This window comes from Chryseobacterium aurantiacum (assembly GCF_003020585.1).
Taxonomy (GTDB): Bacteria; Bacteroidota; Bacteroidia; order Flavobacteriales; family Weeksellaceae; genus Chryseobacterium; species Chryseobacterium aurantiacum.
The window spans coordinates 1,255,861-1,274,380 of record NZ_PXUE01000002.1; the positions used below are offsets into that span (position 1 = coordinate 1,255,861).

The window sequence follows — 18,520 nt, forward strand, 5'->3', positions numbered from 1 at the left end:
CTTATTGTCTTGTGGTAAAATGAAAAGTGCCAGTTTTCTGATACAAGATTCTAAGCGAATAGCTTCTAATATTTTTTGAAGTTTCGCAAAATTACAATTAAGTAACTTCTTTTACAAAGATAAGAAAAAATATTTCGGTATACAAAACTATACCAAAATATTTTTCATTATGTGCTTAATTGCATGTATGATTAAAGAAAGTGAAAAAATTATAATTATAAAAACTGCGATTACTTTGCGTAAAATGCTAAGTAACAATAAGAGTTACTCAGCAAAATCGGATGGTAGTATGGACATAGTCAATAGTTATGATAAAATAGCTGCAAACTCTAATTCAGAACTGACCAAAGCTACAGTAAACGGTGCTTTTAGCGGAAAGAAAAGGTCAACTATGGCAACTATTGTTCTTATTGTTGAGTCAATGGGTTATACAATGATTGATTTTGCTGAAATTTATGATAAGCTTTCGGAAAGAGATGTTAGTAAATTCAGAGAAGAAATGCTTAAAAAAAGTTAGTAAATTCCATAATTATATTTCAACCATTCTGTTATTTGTTAATAGATAAATAGACTGCGAGTAATTTATGGGAATAATGATAAAAGAATTAGAGAGCAAATTGCTCTCTAGTTCTTCTAAAATATAAATTGTACAATCTGTTAAAATTGACCCGTGTTCAGTTGGTTTTTGATGAATATAAATCGTCTCTTTCAATGCCCTTTCTTAAAGGTCGGCTAAATCTTGCTGATAATACTGCATGTATCGCCATCATAAAAAATCCACTCCTGACCGTTATCATCGGTAAAATAAATTTCTTTATTATCAGGATAATAAAGCCCTACGAATCTTTCTCCTATTCGTATTTTAGAGCCTTGTTCTAATTCCTGTTCAATTTTTAGAACTTCAAAAACAACATAATATTCAGTCATTATATATTTAATTTTCATCAGGCCAAATACCATAACCCTTATTATCTATCAAAAAATGATTTCCTGTGGGAAACTCTAAATATGGTATTACGAAAGAAGCATTAAAATCTTCTCCCGATCGCATATACCTACCATTTAAAGTTTCTGTTCGAGGATGTCTTAACCCGTTTATTTGAACATTAAAATTAAAGCTTTTACTTAAAGCTATTAATGTGTTCAATTCAAATAATTCAGATATGAGGGAATTTAACAAATATTCAGTTATTATTCCAAGTAATCTCTATTGTTCATTACATATGCTAAAAAAAATTTTCATAGTTAAATTTTTCTCCAAAAGTGACTACTCTATTTTCTAAAAACATAATGGTACGAATTTACATCTATTTTCTGAGATAATCAAAATTCTACATTTTCAAAGTGAGTAATTTAGTGGGTAGCCTAAACTTCAACTTTATAGAAAAAGAGATTTAAAAAGACGGTTCAAATCTCTCCAAAATTAAAAAAATACGTAAATTGCAAGAGAATAATTTTATTTCCATCCATAACTTTATCTAAATTTAAGCTTAAAATGCTATGAGGCTGTCAAAAACCTCAAAATAAATTCCCTGAATAATAAATTTTGGGGGATTTTTTGTTAATTTTCTCTTAATGTTATCCGATAAAAGTCTAAGTTTCTATTTTAAAATACAAAAGTTTTACTATTTAAGAAAATTAATCGTAAACTTGAGTAATAATAATTAACAAGAATTATTACGTGATTTGGTGTGAAACCTCATACTTTTGGGGCTTTTTATTTTTATTAACAACCAAAATTTAGTTAATCAATTTTGATTTTTATAGTTTTCGAAACCATCTTTTAACTTTATAAAATTTTGAAAGGTTGACCTTAGTGACTTAGTTTAAACACTTTTTAGAATGGAATATACTCACTGGTATTATTGTTAACTTTTAATATTATATGTATATACATTGTAAGGTATAATTCTCTTAGCTAAGTTTTTCGAAATCAAACATCCTAATAATATTGGAAAGAACAACACGTATCCATTAGGCACTAGATTACACACCAGAAAAAGTGCAGTTAAAGGAGCATAAATAGATGCCGATAAAGTAGCAGCAGCTCCAACTAACACAAAATTTACATAAATTAAAGAGGTTCCAAAAAAAGTATTGCAAAAAAGCGCAAAGGTAAATCCTAAAAATGCGCCTGCCACAATACTAGGTGCAAAGACACCACCATCTCCTCCAGCTCCAAGAGTTAGAGAAGAAGCCAATGGTTTTAGTAAGATTAGAAAAAGAAGAAAAAGAAAAGAATAACTTTTGGGATGGTTTAGAATTTCCGATAAAGAATGATAACTATCTCCATACAAAAACGGAAAACAAAATATTAGTCCCCCTACAATTAAAGCTCCCAAATTTACCCTCAAAAAATTATTGGAAATTCCTGAAAAAAAATCCTTAATCTTAATAACTAAAGTTGTAAAATAAACGGATAAAACACCTCCAAATAAACTTAAGATTACAAAAAAAGGAAGTGCAGACCATTTCCATCCAATAATTTCAAAAGAGAGTAATGGTTCACTCTTTATAAAATAAAGAAAAATAGCGGAAATAATAGCTGACGCAGTACAGCTTATAAAAAGGGTTTTATTAAACTTTCTTGCAATTACTTCCATAGCAAAAAGCCACCCTGCAATTGGACTTCCAAATAATATACTTACTCCGGCAACAACTCCTGCGCTAATAAGTTCCAATTTGTAAATATTGGCAGTAAAATGTTTTTCATATACTGAGTTTCCTAAAGTTGCTGTTGCAACGACAGTCGATACTTCAATTCCTGTGGAGCCTCCGAAGATTACAGTAAGAAATCCATTAAAATAATGTGATGGAATTTTGAAAAAAGGTAAATGATCTTTTCTTTGATCAATAGTTTTATAAATTTCGGTGATTCCTTTATTTTTTCTATTCAAGAAAAGGTATTTTCTTAAAAAATAGATTGCTGTAATTCCAATCGTCGGCAAAAATACAAAACTTAAGGTATTTTCTCTTTCCGCAAAATGAAATATGAGTTTTTGAAAATATTCAGTAATTAACTTTAATGAATACCCTAAAAAAGAGGCGCAGATACTTATTAACATAGAAATTAACACTAATCTGAAATAATGATGTCTTTGTATACTTTTTCTTTTCATTACCAATATAAATTCAAATTTTCACAAAATTAAGTATTGGATAAATAGATTCAAAAAAAAGCTTTATGATATTTTATCATCTAAAATCAAATTTTCTAAATATTTTTTTAGTATCAATGGATGACAATGTTGTTCATCTTTTGCACCATAGACCAATGTGATGAGATCTTGTTTTTTATTTCGATCTAGAAATTCTTTTCCAGGATCTTTTTCTTTGAGCTCGATTTCGTATTTTTCTGAAAAGCTCTTCCAAAGTTTTGGATCGTGATGAAACCACTTTCGAAGTTCAGAAGAAGGAGCAAGCTCTTTATTCCATTCTTCTATATGGGCATTTTCTCTAGAAATTCCTCGAGGCCATAACCTATCAACTAATACGCGGTATCCATCTGTGGGAGAATAAGCTTCATAGATTCTTTTAAGTTTTATTTTCATTCATTGTATTATTAATGTTAGATAGATTCTAAAAATATCATCAAATTTCTTTCTTGAGAAGGCTAATAAAATTGAACATATATAATCTAAAGACTAAAATTCGTAACAATATAAAAAGCTGCCCAAGCTATAAATACTAAAGCAATAACCCAAACCCAAACTGGAATCGTTCGTGGATTTTCACTTCCTTTTATAATGAAACTTTGATTCCTACCTGTATCATATGCATTGAGCATTAATGGCAATGTCCCGTTGACAGTTTCATTGTCAGATAACCCCTCCATATGAATAATCGGTCCATTGCGCACATTAAAACGTATGATTTTCAGACCTTCTTTATTATCAAATTTGCTGACAATTTTTAAAGTATGTTCTCCGTCCGCCAACTTTGTAGTGTCGAGATTGAAAACAATAGGAGTCTGAAGTTCTGCAATAGGATTCGATTCCCCATCAATATATAAAAAGACTATGGCATTATGTTTTGACATTTTCTAAGATTTAAAAATCCAATATATTATTTTTGATATGCTTTTTGTTATTCTCGTTTGGTTTGATTAAAAATTTGAAAGAATAAAACAATGTTCCAAGGGTAATTATTGCAATAATTGCCACAATAGCCCAATCCCAGTTTGATTCCGGGCCAGTACCATGCGTAAAATCCTGTGTTATTTTGGGTTGCTGAAGCTTACACGCATCGCAAGCCTGAACATATCCAGTCCAAAAGACAAAAACAGGAATTATAAACTTTAATTTTTTCATTTCATTTTATTTTATTTTATTTTATTTTATCCATGATTATTTTTACTTCCTCAACTGTTACTTTCTTGCCATTATTTCCCCAGCTTGTTCTTTCATGATTAATGAGGGCAGCCACATCTTCAGGTTTGAAATTAGCATTGGTTCCTACCGCTGGCATTTCTCCAAATTGAGGAGCCAGACCATTATATCCTTTCATAATAATAGTAACATACAGTTCCAGATTATCTCCTAATACCACTTTGTCGCCTTTCAATGGTGGGAATGCTCCTGGAACTCCTTCTCCAGTTGCTTGATGACAGGTAGCGCAATTGGCTATGAATAAAGCCTCTCCATCAGGAAGGTTATCTCCTCCAGCATTTCCTTCTGCTTTTTTCTCTTCTTTTTTATACAGAAATTCTCTTGCCGGAATACTCTTCGGAAGTTCAGTCTGTTTAAGGCTGAGTAGATATGCAACGAGATCACTGGCATCTTTTGACGGCACAATTTTTCCTTTAATTCCTTTTCTGAATGCGTCAGGAAGACTGATTTCCTTATCTCCGGGATCAAGCTGGTCTTTAACTAAAAATAGCCATTTATAAGAAGGCATAATAGATTGGGGAACTACAGATCTAGGATTGAATAGGTGAGAATATTGCCAGTCTTTACTAGATTGTCGAGCTCCAATATTGGTAAGATCAGGACCTGTTCTTTCCGTTCCCATGAGAGTAGCAGTATTCTGGAAAAGATTGAGCCTCTTGTTTCTGGCATAATCTACAGCCAAGCTTGGACGATTACCAAACACCTGATCCATATCTACATTACGAACCTGCTGGGTATGACATGCTACACAGCCTTCACGAATATAAATTGATTTTCCCCGACTTTCTTCTTCTGTAAGTGGTTTACTTCCCTGTAAAGGTTGATATACTTTTTGGTTGTTCAATGCAGGAAATATGCATATAAACAGGGTCAGAAAAAGGAAAAATGCCAATGCTGAAGAAAAAAGTTTCTTATGGTCACTAAAAAAATCCATTATGCTTTTACTTGTTTATTGTGAATGATTTCTAAAATCTCGTCTGGTGTCTGAGGAAGTTTTATTTCTTTTTTGGGCTTTATCATTCTGTAAAAATTATAGGCGAAGATGATATGTGACAACCACATCATTGTTCCTCCGATTGCTCTCCACAGCCAGAAAGGCATCATATGTACAACTCCTTCAATAAATGGTTTTTTCTCCATCCACATCATTCCTTTTTCTGTAGAACCTACCATTAATGAAACGGTATATACTAAAACCCCAACTAAAGCTAACCAAAAATGTAATCCTACGGTAATACTTGGTGGTTCATAAGAAGTAAGTCTCGGCACTAAGGTATAAGTGAAAGACCATAGCATGAATGTAATAATCCCATACATTGTTAAATGCGAATGAGCTACTGTAAAATCCGTAAAATGCCATAACAAGTTGGTAGCTCTAAACGCCTCTGCTGTACCTTGTAGTGAACCTGTAAAATAAAAAATAATAGAAACTACATAAAAAGGTAACACATAACTCAATTTCAAACGATGCCAAGATCCTCTAATAGTCATCATAAAATTAATGCTTCCTGCAGCTACGGGAATCACCATTCCCACACTCGCAACAATAGCAATAGTCTGCATCCACCAAGGGATAGCGCTAAAAATAAAGTGATGAGTTCCAATAAGAGTATAAAATAAAATTTGTGTCCAAAACGCAAGTATGCTTAAACTATAAGAATACACTGGACTATTTAGTTCTTGTGGAAGAAAATAATACATCAACCCCAAATTAAAAAACATAAACCACATCCCTACACCTTGATGCATAAAATATCCCTGTGTAATAGTTTCGCCTAAACCATCTTGCCAAAATGGAAAATAAGCAACCAATAATATAACTACCACGAACATCATCGCCGAAACTATGTACCAATTGGAAACATAAATTTCTTCTGTTTTTCGGAACGCAATAGTATTGATATGATTATAAATACTAATAATAATTCCTGTGGCAAAAAGGAGCATAATGGGCCAAATATATTCTCTATATTCTCCACCACTATTATTAATCCCCGCCATTAAAAAAATACTACCAAGAAATACAGCAGAATTCATTAATACTAAAGTAGCATATCCAATCTTAAGATTAAAAATCTTTGTATTACCCACTCTTGGAATGACATAATATGAGAAACCTATCATTGCCATAGATGCCCACCCCCAAAAAACCATATTGGTATGTACAGGTCTAAGTCTTCCAAAACTGAGCCAGCTAACGTGGTCTGCATCTGGAGCAACAAACTTAACTCCAAGATATTCTCCCACAGTGGTCCCCATAAAAAGCCAAAATACACTACAGCCAAGAAACCAAAGGATTAATTTTTTTTCATCATCAAGAATTTTAATATTTCGTCCCTCTTCTCTTTTAGTTTGTAGAAAACGAATATCATGTATTTCATTTGCTTGATTTACTAAGCCTCGTGGGTCTTTTACTATTTTATTAGATGATAGTTCATTCCCTGAAAGTTGAAATTCGAGTTCTTTTTTACGTTCTTCCAATGTAGAAATCTCTCCAGGTTGAAGATGATTGACGTATTCATAAATTCTTTTAAGTTCTTTTTTTTTCAACGTATCAGAAATCATCCGATTTACTCTTATTAAAATAAGAATAAGTGCAAAAATGATAGGAAGTAAAAAAAGAACAATTGTAATTTGTAAACCAGGCTCATTAAGAAGTTCGTCCATAGTATAAGTTTTAAAAATAACTTTTATCTACTTAAAATTATCCCGAATATTTATATTTTAATTATGATTTCAATCACAACTGTTTAATTTATTTAATAGTAAATTAATCCTTTTTTTATCCTAAGTAAATTGTTTTTTTCCATTAATTTAATTACTCGTATAACAGTTTCTACCCGCAATCCGGTTAGATTAGCCATTTGTTGGCGTGTTAATGGAATAATATATTCCGAATCTAGATCATTCTCTATGCAATAGATATTCTTAAAATAATTCATTAACGTTTTAAGTCTCATACTAGGATCATTAGAAAATATATGTTGCGACATAATCATTTTATAATATAGTCTGCGTGAAAGACTTTTGTTAATTTCTATCGCATATTCAGGATGTTCGGCCAACAGCTTAAAAAATTCTTTAGAAGAAATCTGTATAATCTTACAGTCTGTTAAGGCTACAGCATTAGTTGGATACTTTTCATTAATAAATAATAAGACTTCGCCAAATCCTTGTGGTGCATTAATAATATTCTGAATGAATTCTTTTCCATCTTCACTGTAATTATTAAGTTTAACTATTCCTGATATAATTTGAAAATAACTGTTACAAGTCGAGTTTTCCTCATAGATAAAATCCCCACTATTATACTGTGCGATATTATAACTATATTTTTTTATATGTTTTTCAGAAATCATTTTTATTAATGGTAAATTATTAAATTTATAATATTATTGAATCACTTTTAAAACTTATTATAATACTGCTTTCGAAAAGCATCGGGAGTAAATAATGTATATTTCTTAAAAAATTTAACAAAGTAGGACGGGTCTGAATAATTTAATGTTTCAGCAATACTTGTAATTGATAAATCAAAATTTACCAAAAGTCTTTTCGCTTCCAGAATAATTCTATTTCTAATAATTTCACCCGCCGATAAATTAATTTGCTGCTTACAAATGAAATTCAATTGGTTAGGGGTTATATTTAAAAAAGTAGCATAATCTTTGGGTAATTTATATTGATGAAAATTACTTTCTACAATCTCGATAAATTGCTTTAATATTAAAGAATTATAATTCGTGTTAATAAAGATAGTTTTGGAGGTAATATCCTTCCCTGCAAGTGCACAAATTTGGAGTATTAAGGATGCAATCATAATTTGCGACCAAGGTTGAGTATCGGTCATTTCTTCAATAATATCTTCAAAACAAAGTTTCAACTTAAGCTGATTTTGTATGGAAATACTTACCATTTGATCACTTTCAAATAGATTAAAAAATGGAAACTGATCAATTAACGAAGAATTAATCTTAAGTTGATCAAAAAAGGTGGTTGAAAAGTTAATTACATAACCTTCTGTATTTTCATCCAATCTCCAACTATGAACCTGATCTGGCCGCATAAAAAAAATCTTTTCAGGAGTTACTTCATATGTTTTGAAATCGATTAGATTTTCACCATATCCTTTTACAAAATAGGTAACATGATAAAAAGAATGTCGGTGAACTTTTGTTGTTCCAGGATTTCGGTCTAAAAACTCTGAAAATCTATCAATGGTAAATACTTCATTAATCGAATTACACGTCGACAGGCCTTCAATTTCAAATGTAGGATAAACCTCCTTCATACCTTATTAATTATAATATTTTAATCATCATAAAAATAACTATTTTTTCGATGATTAACACCATAAATAAATAATAGTGGTATATTAACTTTGACGTAATGGAAACACAGAAATTTTACTATGATAATACCATAGTGCGCGCATTTCTATATGCAACAATAGTTTTTGCCTTAATAGGATTCGTTTTTGGACTGACTGCAGCTCTGCTTTTGTTTTACCCTGAACTACCCGAATTTATTTTTGGAACAGATGATGAATCTATTAATATCCTAAGAAATGGAGGTATTCAAGCATTAATAGATACTAATGGCGCCTTCGGATTTGGCCGAATAAGAATGTTACATACAAATACTGTAATTTTTGCATTTGTTTGTAACAGCTTTTTTATTGGTGTATATTACTCTATACCCCGACTTTTAAAAACCGAAATGTTTAACAAAACATTAAGTTGGATTCATTTTTGGACATGGCAGTTAATGGTAGTAGTGACCTTTATTACTTTTTTCATGGGAATCAATACATCAAAGGAATATGCTGAACATGAATGGCCCATCGATATACTTCTTACTTTTTCATGGGTCATTTTTGGAATTAATATGTTTGGAACCATTTCAAGAAGAAGGGTTAGGCATCTATATGTTGCAATTTGGTTTTATTTGGGAACTTGGATTGCAGTAGCAATGCTTTATATATTCAATAACCTTGAAGTCCCTTTATCATTTACAGGATGGAAATCATATTCTGCTTATGCTGGAGTAAAAGATGCCATTGTGCAATGGTGGTATGGTCATAATGCAGTTGCATTTATTTTAACCACTCCAATTTTGGGGTTAATGTATTATTTTTTACCAAAAGCAGCCGAAAGACCTGTTTTTTCATATAAACTCTCAATTATTCATTTCTGGTCATTAATTTTTGTATATATCTGGGCGGGACCACACCATCTTCAATATACAGCAATACCAGCATGGGCACAAGCTGTAGGTACTGGTTTCTCAATTATGCTAATTGCTCCCTCATGGGGAGGAATGCTTAATGGATTATTGACACTGAGGGGATCTTGGGATAAAGTACGAGAAAATCCTATTTTAAAATTTTTTGTCGTTGCAGTTACTTGTTATGGTATGGCAACTTTTGAAGGGCCATTATTGGCAACTAAAAACATCAACAAAATCGGTCACTTTACCGACTGGGTGATAGGTCATGTTCACCTCGGAGCATTAGGCTGGAATGGTTTTATGGCTTTTGGTATGATCTACTATCTTATTCCAATTCTATGGAGAACAAAAATATGGTCTGTTAAGTTGGCGAACTGGCATTTCTGGTTAGGAACTTTAGGAATTATTTTCTACGCAGTACCAATGTATATTTCAGGATTTACACAAGGCTTAATGTGGAAACAATTTAACCCGGACGGGACATTATTGTGGAAAAATTGGTTAGATACAGTAACGGCAATTATCCCCTATTTTAAAATGAGATTTTTAGGTGGGTTATTTTACTTTTCAGGTGCTATTTTAATGGTTATCAATCTCGTGGCTACTGTTAGAAAAGGATCATTCCAAAAAGAAGTTCTGGCAGTAGCACCAACTTTGGCAAATATCAGTAAGAAAAGAAAAGAAGGAGAGGGTATACACCTTTGGCTGGAAAGATTACCTATCTTATTCACAGTATTATCATTTATAGCAGTATCGATTGGAGGAGCTGTGGAAATAATACCAACCTTGATGCTTAAACAAAATGTACCGACAATTTCAGCCGTCAAACCATATTCTCCTTTAGAATTAGAAGGCAGAGATTTATACATCCGCGAAGGTTGTAATGCCTGTCATTCCCAAATTGTAAGACCATTTCGAGATGAGATTGTAAGATTTAACGGCAAAAATGGCCAGTACTCTAAGGCAGGGGAATTTGTTTATGACAGACCATTTCTTTGGGGTTCAAAAAGGACAGGACCAGATTTACATAGAGAAGGTGGTAAAAACCCAAGTTCTTGGCATTATAAACATATGTATAATCCTAGGTCCACATCGGCAGGCTCTATTATGCCTCGTTATCCATGGTTAATAGCAAATAATTTAGATCGTTCTAAAATGATCGATAAACTAAAATTCATGAAAAATACATTTGATGTACCTTACAGAAAAGCCGAAATTGATTCAGCTGACAAATGGGCAGATAATCAAGCATCTAAAATAGTAAAAGACATTTTTTCAGAGGCTACAGACTTAAAAGAAGCCTATACTAAAAGACCACAAGGTGAATTAGAAAAGAAAGAAATTATTGCACTTATAGCCTATCTTCAAAGATTAGGTACGGACATAAAAACAACTGATATAAAAACAGCTGATAACAATTAAATATACATGAAATGATTCCTCAAAACTTTAAAGACATATTATCAAATACTGATTATGCAGGATTTTATCAAGCGTTATCTACGATTATTTTTTTATTATTTTTCGTTACTATCATACTTTATATTTTTACTAGACCAAAAAAATTCTATCATGAAGCAGAGCATGCTCCTCTCCGTGATGATCAATAAAATTACAATTTATATATACTAAACTGAAATGTTAGAAATAAATCAAGAAGTCGCTCGCGGCGGACAGGGACAAGTTTTAAACCCTGAGACTTATAGAGATTCTATAGGGACAATGGAACAATCAGGAAAGAGAAAATGGGTTTTCCCAAAAAAACCAAAGGGTAAATACACCAATTACAGAGAGCTAGTAAGCTATATTCTCTTGATTATATACTTTGCTATTCCATTTATTAAAATTAATGGAAACCCTTTCTTTTTGTTAAATGTCATTAATGGAGAATATTTTATTGCGGGACAGCCTTTCTATCCACAGGATTTTTTTATTCTTACTCTAGGTGCTATTGCTTCTCTTATTTTCATTATTGTTTTCACTATTGCCTTTGGAAGAATTTTTTGTGGTTGGATATGCCCCCAGACAATTTTTATGGAATCGGTCTTTCGAAAAATAGAGTTTTGGATTGAGGGTGATCGCAATAAACAAATGAGACTTGATCGACAAGAATGGAATACTGAAAAAATTTGGAAAAGGGCTCTAAAATGGTCTATTTATATTGTCATTTCTCTCATCATCACCCACATTATGTTTATGTATATTGTTGGTTATGAAAAGGTGTTTAAAATCATCTCAGAAGGGCCGTTTGCGCATATCACCAACTTTATTGTTATGATTCTTTTTACAGCCACTTTTTATTTTGTGTTTGCATGGTTTCGAGAACAAGTTTGTACATTGGTTTGTCCATATGGAAGATTACAAGGTGTATTAATTGATAAGGAAACTATTAATGTTTTTTACGATTTCAAAAGAGGTGAAAACCGTTCCAAATGGAGGAATGGGGAAGACAGAAGAGCTACAGGAAAAGGTGACTGTATCGATTGTTATCAATGTGTAGCAGTTTGCCCTACAGGAATCGATATTAGAGACGGTCAGCAATTGGAATGCGTAAATTGCACAGCGTGTATAGATGCATGTGATGAAATAATGGAAAAAGTAGGTCTACCAAAAGGGTTGATCAGATACGCATCAGAAAAAGAGATTGAGACAGGAGCTCCTTATAAGTTTACTGGTCGAATGAAAGGTTTTGCAGCAATTTTGATATTATTGATCGGTTTTTTAGGTTTTCTTCTATCAAGCCGAGGAGAAATGGAAGCGAAGTTTATCAAGCCAGCGGGTAGTACATTCTTTGTAAAAGAAGGAAAAATTATCAACACATATAATTACACGTTTCTCAATAAAACAAATAATAAAAAAATTGTTACCATAAAGGTTATCGAACCGGCGCACGCTGAAATTAATTATAGTGCTTCTAGTAAAATAATTGTGGATCGTGATAAAATATCGAAAGGAACCATCAACATTAGCTTTCCAGAATCACAAATGAATCTATCTAAACAGAATATTACCATAGGTGTATATGATTTGAATGGGAAATTAATTGATTCTTATCAGACTTACTTTGAAGGGCCATTTAAATTACAAATACCTTAAAATATTAAAGTGTTTTAAACTATAGCTTTAGTGTTTAATTTATCACCTATCCAAACATGAATTTTAAAAGATGAAAATGGATAGGTGATTATTTTTTTTATAAATTACTTTCATTTAATTTAATATTTTCCACATGATGATGCAATTATAAGGTCGAAACAAAGAGAGTAGTGAAAAAATAAAATCTTGTTAAAAATCAAAAGTTTAAATATTATAAATTTGAGAAAAAGAAATAAAGTTCCAGCTTGAAAAATCACATATTTATACAAACAAAACATATACACAATAAAATAATTCATAAAAACAACTACTTGTCTTCTTATGGGTCTGTTTATTATCTTAAATCTTTTCTGTAATCTTATAAAACCTTGAAAAATTACCAAAGTAGTCAGTTAAAAAAGAATAAATATAAAATATTAAAAGTCAGTTAAAAAAAATCTTAAGTTTTTAAAGACTCAAAATATCAAGCATAAATTGTTATTTACACAGTATGTAGAATACAATATTATTTTAAATTCTAAATAAAGTAATTAAAAATCGATCGTAAATAAAATTAAATTGTAAATTGACGCGTAGTACTATCCCACCATATGTGCTATAACAATAGATTCGCTACAAATTAAGAGAGGGTTTTCTTAGCCATAAAGATACCGGAAATAAAAAGAGGAGACCTTTTGGGTCTCCCTTTCCGTATATCTAAAAGCCTATTGCTGGTAGGTTGCTCCCCAGCAGAGCCTACTTCCTCTTGGGCTTTGAAACTAAATTAATATTTTTTTGTTTTATATAACTTAAATAAGTATAATTTCTAGGCAATATTACTTCATTTGAGTCCCAAAATTTTGTAGTAACATCAGGCTGAATAGGGATGAGATGTTCCAACGATTGTAATTTTTCCCAAGGCGTTTTTCCATTTAAAGAAGAGTGTGGTCTTTTCTTATTGTAGAACTCCTGCCATTCGATAGCTAAAGCATTTAAATCAAGATCTGAATCAGATAAATCCACTAGTGACCAGAATTCGGATTTGTCAGTCTGTTGGGTTCTTTCTACTTTACCATTTAAATGAGGGGATCTGGGCTTGATGGGTCTGTATTTGATAAAATGCTCATGCAATTCGTATTGAAAGGAATAATTAAAAAATTCCGTCCCCCAGTCAGTTTGAATATGCTGTATAGGAAAATAGAATGTATCCAAAATTTCACCTAAAAAATTTATGGTACTTTCTGCTTTTTTATTAGGGTAGATCCTAATAACTTTCATTCTTGTACAGTCATCAATAGCTGTAAATTGATAGGCTTTATTCCTAATTTTCGTAACATCCAGTTGGACTCTATCACCTGGAATTTCTTTGCTGTATCTTTTGTAATCAGATTTTTTACGCCTTTTTACTACAGGATTAACTTTGTGTTTATAGAGTACCCGCCAAACAGTCATTGCAGAAAGTATGATTCCTTTTCGAAGCAGATGGATTGAGATTCTTGCAGCTCCCCATCTTTTCTTCTCTCTTAAATCAAGGATAATAGATTCAATTTCTTTTGTAACCTTAGTATTGGTAAGAGTTTTAGGACGTCTTGACTTATCTGACAGTCCTTGTTCTCCTTCTTCTTTATACCTTTTTATCCAACGATGAAGTGTTGATCTTGCAATTCCACAGCGTAAAGCTGTTTTTGTTACAGATCCCGATTCTAAGTAGGTTTTAAGCCAATCTTTACGAGCCTTGACTTGATGTTGCTGTTTATTCATAGATAAAGGTTTTAAACTTTATACCATAAATTTAAGTCATTTTTGTAGCGGATCTATTGATACTTTACACACCATATATCTTTTTTTCTTCTTTAGCTCTTTCTAAAGCAGTAAGTTGACTTTCTATAAGAACAATACCTTCTTTTGCGGATTGGGCATCCAAAGTTTTTAAATGAAACTTAAATGTATAGAGATCATGTCTGAGTCAGATACTTCTAACTCCACAAAATAGGACAATCAAACTGTTCTTTCTGAACTCATTACTTGCTCTAAACTTATAATCGGATTCTCAACTGCTATATCAATAACAGCTTACTCAATTGCCTCATCACACGATTCTTTTATACAGGTTTTCTTCTGGAAATTTTATTGCAAGACAAGTTCCCTACCTTACCTATACAGTTCTTTGAATCTATAGAAACTATCTCGGGAATATCCCAATACTTTACACACTTTAGATATGTTTCCTCAAATGTTGTGTTAATTCAAGTACGCCTAACTTGTTTTTGATGATTTTTTGCTGAGTAATCATAATATTAATCTGTTTTAAAGTTATTTAATTTGATTATAACGGTCAGATTAAGTGTTGACTAATTCAATTAACGAGTAAAATATTTTTCTTATTTTTTATTCCAAAAACACAAATTACAAATTTCTTTTATTCCATTTCTAATTTTCTTGAACAATTCTGAGAATTCAATAGTATTCTGAGCTATGTCAATTGAGGTAGCTATTCCTTTTACATTGTTATTTGCATTTGATATTGCAAAAACATAAATTACTTCAGAGTTGTCGTCATAACATTTATATATTTTATCAACTTTAAACCCCAAAGCAGGAATTTCAGAGTCTTTTGCTTTAATATTATTTATTAAAGCAAAAGACTCTGTTAATTCATTTTGCAAAAGATATCCATTATCTAAAAGCTCTGATATTGTTTCGCTCAAAATTCTTATTTCCTCCATATTTGATATATTCTTACTCCCAACTGCCCTGCATCGAAATACTTAAACTATCGGTTTCAATCTCCATATCAATAGGGAAAACAATTTTATAGTCATCCATATCAATATCACATCTTCCAATATATCCTGAAGTCTCACCCCAAAGTTCTAAGTGATAATTTTTACCATATAGATTCATACTTGGCGAAGGATACATCTTTAAAGTTGCTGGCAATGGTAATACACTTGGATATTCTTCAGTTTGTGCAATCGACACAGGTAAATCTTCAGAAAAAGCCTTTATATATAGTTTTTGTTCTGGTAAGCTTTGTTTCTTTGAATATTCAAGAAGTTTTACTGTTTTTAGATGAAAAGTATTATCATCATTATTACAGGAAACAAGACCAATTAATATTGAAAGACTGATTAATGTCTGTTTTAATTTCATAATATAAGTACTAATTAAAAAGTTTAAGCCGGTGAAAGTCTTCGGGATCTAAGATATACCCGAGTTCTATTGATATACGGAAATATTGCAATAAGTACCATGATGATTAATAAAAAAATTGCCATCATCTCGTAATAATCCATAGCAAAGCGAATTTGAGTTTGTGTATTAAGGTGTTTAATAAGTAATTTCTCAGATCCTTTGGAAGAGATTCCCTCTACCATACCTTTAGCATTAAGCTTTGTATTTTGTTTATTTAAAAAGTTTTTTACCATAGGATCTATTCTTGTTAAATGATCCTGAAAGGCATTATAATGCGTACTTTTCCTAAAAAGCTCGAAATAATTTATTATAGCAATACTTGTAGCATAACCAAAATACCTTATAGCTAATGCGGCGGCGGCGGCGGATGGACCTAATGAAACTGGCACAGAGGAAATAATATAGACAATAGTGGGAACCATGATAAAGCCCACACCCATTCCCTGAAGAAATAATGGTAGAAAATAATTAAATTCATCAGCTTCTATGTCAAAGAGATAATACATATTTATATGGAAAACAAACAGCAAACAAAATCCTGATAACCAAATATTTCTGATTTTCTTTTTTTGCAGGATCATTGCAGCAGAAATAATAACTCCAGTTATTATTCCCAAAATATTAAAAACATTAATATAAGAGAGATAAAAAGGATCAAACTTCAATACTCCAGTAAAGTAGTTATTGGTAATACCTGATGCAAAACGACAAATATACATAGCAAAAAGAACGATTAAACCTACTTTACAATTTCGATAAGAAAAAATACGTAAATTGATATAAGGTCTCTTCAATGATTTCTGACGAAATATAGAAATAATTAACAAAATTATTATAGTAAATAAACTACCGGAAATTCTAATATCATCAAACCAATAATACTCTTGTCCAAATACATTAATATATCCTATAAGTGATAGAATAATACTATACAATACAAAGCTTTGCCAATCCAATTTGTATAAAGGAAATTTAACTTGTAATCTAAAAGAATTCATTCCTGTTATTATAAACAACAAACATGGAAAGAAAGAGAATATTGCAAACTTATAGACGATGTTAAAGTTGTAGGAATCTATTAGTTCTGATGTAATCAGATTATTGAAAGGTAAAGCACAGAGTAATGTACCAAAAAATACTGAAAAACCAATCTCTCTCGCACGTTCACTTTTCAACCTTGTGAACATTAATGATAAAGAGATATTTACATTGCATGCAAATAACATTCCTTGTATAAATCTTAAAGGAAATAATATATAAACATCTTTTGTAATATAACACACCAAACAGGCAAGCATTTGCAGAGTAGTAAAAATTATAAAATATTCTTTTGCAGCTAGGTAAGTAAAAAATCTTCTTTCCAGAGAATAAAATCCAACATATCCAGCGTAAAAAAGCGCCACTGCAAACTGCATGTCTGCAGGTTCACTTCCATAATACCCTGCTGCTGCATTAATGTTAGCTAGGGGAAGAAAAAAAATTACAATTCCAGGTAGAGTCATAATGAAAAGTACTATTTTCACCATCCAGTCAGGAATCCAAGGTTTAAATATTGGGATTGCTGTATTCATTTAACTATGTTTTTTAGCCGCAAATACGTTAACATTCATACCTACCTTTAAAACATTTATCTCTTTCCGGGAACCATCTACTCGTATTCTTATTGGAATACGTTGAACAATTTTAACATAATTACCTGTAGAGTTATCAGGTGGGAGTAACGAGAAGCTCGAACCCGTAGCTGGAGAAAGAGAAATAATAGTCCCTTTAAATTCTTTGTTGGGATATGCATCTGCGATAATCTTTACTTCATCACCTATTTTCATATCCTTAATTTGAGTTTCTTTATAGTTTGCAACAACCCATTTATCTGTATCGTCATTCACAATAAAGGCAAGAGTTTCGCCTGCATCAATCATTTGACCTACTTCAACTGTACGCCTTCCCATTCTTCCATTATAAGAAGCCGTAATATAAGTATAAGTAACATCTAATTTATGTCTGTTTAGTAATGATTTTAGCCGTTGAATCTCCGCTTTTACAACTTTTTTTTCTGCGCGGATATCTCCGATTTTTGAGAGTGACGCAGCGTAGTTTTCTTGAGATGATTTATATTCACTTTTATCTACATCAAGTTGTGCCTGAACCTTTTCTAATTGTTGTTTAGTAGCCGATTCTTCGTTATATAATTTCATATATCTATCATAGTCCAATCCTTGTTTCCATACTTTTGCTTTGGTTGCCGCAATTTGTGCCCTAGAAGAAGAAGCTTCATTCTCCAATGTATTAATGGTACTCTCTAGAACAACAATTTGAGCCTCAGCTTTTGCAAGAGATGCTTGTGTTTGTTCTTGTTGAAGAACATATTCTCTATTATCAATTACCAAAATTGTATCTCCTTTTTTTACATTTTGGTTTTCTTCAAACTTAACATCAACAATAAAACCTCCAGCTCTGGAAATAACAGGATTAACATATTCTTGTATTTGCGCATCATTTGTCTGCTCATATCGATAATAATTAATTAAAGTTTTCGCACCCCAGACTATAAGCCCTAAGAGAATTAAACTTGCAATCCAACCTGTAATTTTAGTAACAAACCTGTCAGTTACCGTATACTTTTTTTTCATGAT

At 31.5% G+C, this 18,520-nt stretch carries 18 protein-coding genes; 3 read left to right on the forward strand and 15 right to left on the reverse strand.

What is annotated here, in order from left to right:
• Positions 1-187 precede the first annotated feature (187 nt).
• Complete coding sequence (locus tag C7D53_RS12005) at positions 188-517, forward strand: hypothetical protein (RefSeq protein WP_069214539.1); 330 nt, start codon at positions 188-190, stop codon at positions 515-517.
• Between the two features lie 215 nt (positions 518-732).
• Here the strand turns inward: C7D53_RS12005 and C7D53_RS12010 are convergent, their stop codons facing one another.
• The 9 genes from C7D53_RS12010 to C7D53_RS12055 form a co-directional block, all read right to left on the reverse strand.
• Positions 733-927 carry a hypothetical protein gene (locus C7D53_RS12010; protein ID WP_162926160.1) on the reverse strand — a complete coding sequence of 65 codons (195 nt, stop codon included), beginning with the start codon at positions 925-927 and terminating at the stop codon, positions 733-735.
• A gap of 941 nt (positions 928-1,868) precedes the next feature.
• Positions 1,869-3,119 carry a chloride channel protein gene (locus C7D53_RS12020; protein ID WP_071447176.1) on the reverse strand — a complete coding sequence of 417 codons (1,251 nt, stop codon included), beginning with the start codon at positions 3,117-3,119 and terminating at the stop codon, positions 1,869-1,871.
• Between the two features lie 63 nt (positions 3,120-3,182).
• On the reverse strand, positions 3,183-3,551 hold the full coding sequence (locus C7D53_RS12025) for a DUF488 domain-containing protein (RefSeq protein WP_071447174.1): 369 nt from the start codon (positions 3,549-3,551) through the stop codon (positions 3,183-3,185).
• 86 nt (positions 3,552-3,637) lie between these two features.
• Positions 3,638-4,039 carry a cytochrome C gene (locus C7D53_RS12030; RefSeq protein WP_071447172.1) on the reverse strand — a complete coding sequence of 134 codons (402 nt, stop codon included), beginning with the start codon at positions 4,037-4,039 and terminating at the stop codon, positions 3,638-3,640.
• Between the two features lie 10 nt (positions 4,040-4,049).
• Positions 4,050-4,310 carry a hypothetical protein gene (locus C7D53_RS12035; RefSeq protein ID WP_050022327.1) on the reverse strand — a complete coding sequence of 87 codons (261 nt, stop codon included), beginning with the start codon at positions 4,308-4,310 and terminating at the stop codon, positions 4,050-4,052.
• Between the two features lie 16 nt (positions 4,311-4,326).
• Entirely contained in the window at positions 4,327-5,322 is a 996-nt protein-coding gene (locus C7D53_RS12040; protein WP_050022328.1) for a cbb3-type cytochrome c oxidase subunit II, read from the reverse strand.
• Complete coding sequence (locus C7D53_RS12045; RefSeq protein ID WP_071447169.1) at positions 5,322-7,055, reverse strand: cbb3-type cytochrome c oxidase subunit I; 1,734 nt, start codon at positions 7,053-7,055, stop codon at positions 5,322-5,324. Before C7D53_RS12045 ends, C7D53_RS12040 begins: the two co-directional genes overlap by 1 nt.
• 92 nt (positions 7,056-7,147) lie before the next feature.
• Positions 7,148-7,747, reverse strand: coding sequence for a Crp/Fnr family transcriptional regulator (locus C7D53_RS12050; protein WP_071447167.1), 600 nt, complete (start codon positions 7,745-7,747; stop codon positions 7,148-7,150).
• A gap of 47 nt (positions 7,748-7,794) precedes the next feature.
• The gene (locus C7D53_RS12055; protein WP_071447165.1) at positions 7,795-8,679 is read right to left on the reverse strand and encodes an AraC family transcriptional regulator; all 885 of its coding nucleotides are present in this window, start codon (positions 8,677-8,679) and stop codon (positions 7,795-7,797) included.
• A 98-nt stretch (positions 8,680-8,777) separates the two neighbouring features.
• On the opposite strand from C7D53_RS12055, the gene ccoN reads away from it, so the two are divergent.
• Together ccoN and ccoG are read left to right on the forward strand one after the other, a co-directional pair.
• Positions 8,778-11,039 carry a cytochrome-c oxidase, cbb3-type subunit I gene (gene ccoN, locus C7D53_RS12060; RefSeq protein ID WP_071447163.1) on the forward strand — a complete coding sequence of 754 codons (2,262 nt, stop codon included), beginning with the start codon at positions 8,778-8,780 and terminating at the stop codon, positions 11,037-11,039.
• 216 nt (positions 11,040-11,255) lie between these two features.
• The gene (gene ccoG, locus C7D53_RS12070; protein WP_106916680.1) at positions 11,256-12,713 is read left to right on the forward strand and encodes a cytochrome c oxidase accessory protein CcoG; all 1,458 of its coding nucleotides are present in this window, start codon (positions 11,256-11,258) and stop codon (positions 12,711-12,713) included.
• Between the two features lie 735 nt (positions 12,714-13,448).
• Here ccoG and C7D53_RS12075 read toward each other — a convergent pair.
• From C7D53_RS12075 to C7D53_RS12095, 6 genes are all read right to left on the reverse strand, one after another.
• Entirely contained in the window at positions 13,449-14,453 is a 1,005-nt protein-coding gene (locus tag C7D53_RS12075; RefSeq protein ID WP_106916681.1) for an IS481 family transposase, read from the reverse strand.
• A 390-nt stretch (positions 14,454-14,843) separates the two neighbouring features.
• Positions 14,844-14,915: a helix-turn-helix domain-containing protein gene (locus C7D53_RS21255; RefSeq protein WP_394337082.1), complete on the reverse strand. Its 72-nt coding sequence runs from the start codon at positions 14,913-14,915 to the stop codon at positions 14,844-14,846.
• Between the two features lie 158 nt (positions 14,916-15,073).
• A complete protein-coding gene (locus C7D53_RS12080) occupies positions 15,074-15,418 on the reverse strand; it encodes a hypothetical protein (protein WP_106916682.1) in 345 nt (114 codons plus the stop codon).
• Positions 15,419-15,431: 13 nt separating this feature from the next.
• A complete protein-coding gene (locus C7D53_RS12085; protein WP_034870146.1) occupies positions 15,432-15,845 on the reverse strand; it encodes a hypothetical protein in 414 nt (137 codons plus the stop codon).
• Positions 15,846-15,868: 23 nt separating this feature from the next.
• Complete coding sequence (locus tag C7D53_RS12090) at positions 15,869-17,458, reverse strand: efflux MFS transporter permease (RefSeq protein ID WP_106916683.1); 1,590 nt, start codon at positions 17,456-17,458, stop codon at positions 15,869-15,871.
• Positions 17,459-18,517 carry an HlyD family secretion protein gene (locus C7D53_RS12095; protein ID WP_071447295.1) on the reverse strand — a complete coding sequence of 353 codons (1,059 nt, stop codon included), beginning with the start codon at positions 18,515-18,517 and terminating at the stop codon, positions 17,459-17,461.
• Positions 18,518-18,520 lie beyond the last annotated feature (3 nt).

Coding starts and splice junctions, on each gene's coding strand:
- C7D53_RS12005 (WP_069214539.1), top strand. CDS start 188: ATGATTAAAGAAAGTGAAAAAATTATAATTATAAAAACTGCGATTACT.
- C7D53_RS12040 (WP_050022328.1), bottom strand. CDS start 5,322: ATGGATTTTTTTAGTGACCATAAGAAACTTTTTTCTTCAGCATTGGCA.
- C7D53_RS12045 (WP_071447169.1), bottom strand. CDS start 7,055: ATGGACGAACTTCTTAATGAGCCTGGTTTACAAATTACAATTGTTCTT.
- C7D53_RS12055 (WP_071447165.1), bottom strand. CDS start 8,679: ATGAAGGAGGTTTATCCTACATTTGAAATTGAAGGCCTGTCGACGTGT.
- C7D53_RS12050 (WP_071447167.1), bottom strand. CDS start 7,747: ATGATTTCTGAAAAACATATAAAAAAATATAGTTATAATATCGCACAG.
- C7D53_RS12035 (WP_050022327.1), bottom strand. CDS start 4,310: ATGAAAAAATTAAAGTTTATAATTCCTGTTTTTGTCTTTTGGACTGGA.
- C7D53_RS12095 (WP_071447295.1), bottom strand. CDS start 18,517: ATGAAAAAAAAGTATACGGTAACTGACAGGTTTGTTACTAAAATTACA.
- C7D53_RS12090 (WP_106916683.1), bottom strand. CDS start 17,458: ATGAATACAGCAATCCCAATATTTAAACCTTGGATTCCTGACTGGATG.
- C7D53_RS12075 (WP_106916681.1), bottom strand. CDS start 14,453: ATGAATAAACAGCAACATCAAGTCAAGGCTCGTAAAGATTGGCTTAAA.
- C7D53_RS12025 (WP_071447174.1), bottom strand. CDS start 3,551: ATGAAAATAAAACTTAAAAGAATCTATGAAGCTTATTCTCCCACAGAT.
- C7D53_RS12080 (WP_106916682.1), bottom strand. CDS start 15,418: ATGGAGGAAATAAGAATTTTGAGCGAAACAATATCAGAGCTTTTAGAT.
- C7D53_RS12020 (WP_071447176.1), bottom strand. CDS start 3,119: ATGAAAAGAAAAAGTATACAAAGACATCATTATTTCAGATTAGTGTTA.
- C7D53_RS12085 (WP_034870146.1), bottom strand. CDS start 15,845: ATGAAATTAAAACAGACATTAATCAGTCTTTCAATATTAATTGGTCTT.
- ccoG (WP_106916680.1), top strand. CDS start 11,256: ATGTTAGAAATAAATCAAGAAGTCGCTCGCGGCGGACAGGGACAAGTT.
- ccoN (WP_071447163.1), top strand. CDS start 8,778: ATGGAAACACAGAAATTTTACTATGATAATACCATAGTGCGCGCATTT.
- C7D53_RS12010 (WP_162926160.1), bottom strand. CDS start 927: ATGACTGAATATTATGTTGTTTTTGAAGTTCTAAAAATTGAACAGGAA.
- C7D53_RS12030 (WP_071447172.1), bottom strand. CDS start 4,039: ATGTCAAAACATAATGCCATAGTCTTTTTATATATTGATGGGGAATCG.